Source organism: Aquiflexum sp. (assembly GCF_977115555.1).
The window spans coordinates 1-3,232 of the sequence record NZ_CDSBKL010000441.1 but is presented as its reverse complement, the minus strand read 5'-3'; the positions used below and the strand labels follow the sequence as shown (position 1 = coordinate 3,232).

The 3,232-nt window shown below is 41.5% G+C and carries 3 protein-coding genes; all 3 read right to left on the bottom strand.

Annotation, left to right across the window (positions count from 1 at the left end; all coding sequences use genetic code 11):
* Positions 1-304, bottom strand: a 304-nt coding sequence (locus ACZFYI_RS17980) for a glycosyltransferase (RefSeq protein ID WP_462525504.1), incomplete at its 3' end; no start/stop codon positions are given.
* 55 nt (positions 305-359) lie between these two features.
* Positions 360-1,826 carry a cellulose synthase family protein gene (locus ACZFYI_RS17975; RefSeq protein WP_462525503.1) on the bottom strand — a complete coding sequence of 489 codons (1,467 nt, stop codon included), beginning with the start codon at positions 1,824-1,826 and terminating at the stop codon, positions 360-362.
* Positions 1,826-3,232, bottom strand: a 1,407-nt coding sequence (locus ACZFYI_RS17970) for a 4Fe-4S binding protein (RefSeq protein ID WP_462525502.1), incomplete at its 5' end; no start/stop codon positions are given. The genes ACZFYI_RS17970 and ACZFYI_RS17975, both read right to left, overlap by 1 nt.

The following is a 3,232-nucleotide window of genomic DNA, read 5'->3' as shown; positions in this document are numbered from 1 at the left end:
AATCTCCATCCAAAAAAACAAGGATGTCAGGCTCAACATCCAGATTCGCCAAATAGGACATCCCGGTCAAACATGCTTTTCCATAACCCATTTTAGGCTCATCCAATACTTTTGCTCCTGCCCTTTCGGCTACTTGGTGGGTATTGTCTTTGGAATTGTTGTTTACGACTATGACATGCCTTACTGACTTGGGAATGTCTTGGATGACTTTTCCGATGGAACCTTCTTCATTATAGGCCGGAATCAACACGTCAATAATCGGGAATGGTTTATGCTGGTTTGTTACTATTGAATTAAAAGACATCGATTTTTGGATGAAATTGGAAGGGAACTTCTGACAGTCCTTTTGAAATTAGGGATTATTTCAGCCTATAACTTTTCAGTGACTCAATGAAAACCACAGAATAACCAAAAGTCAGCATCAGGTGAAAAACCAACATTTCATAAGTTTTGAAATAGAAAGACATTACCACCATCACCAAAAAGATCAATGCAAAAAGACCTTCAATATAGGTGGTAAATGGAATTTTAATCTGGTTGTAAATATTCTTGGTCCATGATTTTTGACTTTTACCTAGGTTATACTTCGGAGTCCGGATAAAAGGTGAAGGTTTTCCTGTCAATCCCTCCCAAACGGCCTGTGCATTGTGCAAGGCAAGTCCCATGGATACAGCAAGAAACAATGGCAATTCCCATAAAAATCTCCCGATTCCTTTCCATGAATAGTCCACCAAACTCAGGTTGGCAAAAAAGTAAACCAAGGCTATGATCACAAATCCCACAAAAAAAACAGCAGCACCCTGAAAATAGCTCTCAGGTATCATTCCGCTATGGAAAGCCCACCAAATAGGAATACTGCTGAGGCTTACCAAAAATACTGCGATAAATATCACAGCATTCAACAAATGAGCTGTAGCATGCATTTTGGTTTTGAGTGGGAGCTTTTTGGAAAGTACATTTCCAAGATGTTTGACCGCACATTCAGCGCCACCTTTAGTCCATCTAAATTGCTGGGATTTGATGGCGGACATGATTGGAGGCAATTCCGCAGGGGATTTGATATCAGGCCTGTAAATAAACTCCCATCCTTTTTGTTGGGCACGATAGCTCAAATCTAAATCCTCTGTCAAGGTATCATCATGCCAATTGCCGGCATCGAGGATACAGCTTTTCCTCCATATCCCTCCTGTCCCATTGAAATTGATAAATGCATGTTGACCGTTCCTTCCCATCTGCTCCACCATAAAGTGTGCATCCAAAGCAAAGGCCTGTAATCGAGTCAAAACAGAGTATTCCTCATTCAGATGTGTCCATCTAGTCTGAACCATTCCCACTTTTTCATCCTGAAAATGTCCGACGGTCTTCTTCAAAAAATCAGGATCCGGGACAAAATCAGCGTCGAAAATGGCTATAAATTCCCCTTCCGCTACTTCCATGCCTTCTCTCAATGCGCCAGCCTTATAGCCTTTTCTGTCTGTTCGATGGATATATTTGAAATTCACAAAAGGATATTCTACCAACTTCCTTTTGATAATTTCAGAAGTTTCATCCGTACTGTCATCTAAAATCTGGATTTCTATCTTGTCTTTCGGGTACCGGAATTTAGAAACTGCATCGATCAACCTTTCTACGACATACATTTCATTGAAAACAGGAAGCTGCACTGTCACTTTGGGCAAATTCTTTTCTGCAGGCTCCAAGGAAATATTAGGATTCTTTTTGAATCTAAAGAAATGATACAACAAATGGGCTTGGGCAAAACTGTAGAATAAAATGAACAGCATTGCCAGAATGTATATTCCCAAAAACAAATAAATGAAGATCATTAAGCTTTTACAGTGATGGATTTGTTGCCGATGATAATGGGCATGTCATTGATTCTCCCTTCCTCATCGCCATTTTCAAGTTTTAATACTCCCCTTGGACAGACCGCAGAACATACTCCACAGCCTACGCAGGAGGAACGGACGATATTCTGCCCCCTTTGTGCATACCACCTGACATCAATTCCCATTTCACAATAGGTAGAGCAATTGCCACATGAGATACACTGACCGCCGTTGGTGGTGATGCGGAACCTGGATTTGAAGCGCTGCACCAATCCAAGGTAGGCTGCCAATGGGCACCCAAATCTACACCAAACCCTGTTACCCATCAAGGGATAAAATCCGGTTCCTATTACTCCCGCAAATGCTGAACCAATAGCAAATCCATAAATGCTGTGTAACTGATCTGTCGCCTGACCCAAAAGGGCAAAGCCTGTAAAATAATTTATGATTGTCAATGCAGTCGAAACCACCGCAAAAACCAAGACGCCGTGAATGAGATAGCGTTCAATTTTCCAGGCTTTGACCGTTTTGTCAGAAAGCTGACGGTAAGGATCTCCCAAAGTTTCTGCCAATCCACCACAGCCGCAAACCCATGAACAGTACCACCTTTTTCCATAAAAATAGGTGAATAATGGAACTCCGACTACGATCAGGATGATGCCCCAAATCAACATGAACATACCTAAAGCGCCTGAACTGATCATTCCATCTATTCTGTATTCATAGAAAAAGGAATAATCCAAAGGCCAGATATTTTTGAAGTCATGCCAAGGCATGTTCATCAAGACCAAAATCTCAGGCAACAAAAAGGCGAAAGCCAATTGGAAAAACATTACCGAAGTAGTTCTGATGGTTTGATAGGCATTGCCACGATACTTCCTAAACATCCTGATTCCCATCACGATGATGGCTAAAGTGTAGATAAATCCATACAAAAACCATTGGCTTGCAGGATTACCCGAAAGTGCCATGCTGATCGGGTCGACCATCAGGACAAGGTTGGTGATGTATTCCGGAAACCAATACAAAACGATATAGAACAAGATCAACCAAGCTCCGGTAATCATCCCCAAAAGTCCCTTGGACTTCATCGAGGAAAAGAAAATCCCATCATTTTTGATTCCCTCGGGTTGTCCGCGGTAAAGGGGAAGAATGTAAAGCAATGCACCAAAAACACCTATGAGAACGGTGATCCCCAAAAACAAAAACGGATTCTCAGAGACAGGACCGGTTGAAGAGGATTTAGTTAAAGCAAATGCATAATTATCCCAAATCACCTTATCCCATTCCTGATTGGCTTTCAATGCTTCATTGTAGGTATTGAAATGACTTCTGAAATCACCGATAAAAGCAAAATTGGAAGCATATTCCTTTCCATACATCGGTGAAAGAACCTCCACCAA

Coding starts and splice junctions, on each gene's coding strand:
- ACZFYI_RS17975 (WP_462525503.1), bottom strand. CDS start 1,826: ATGATCTTCATTTATTTGTTTTTGGGAATATACATTCTGGCAATGCTG.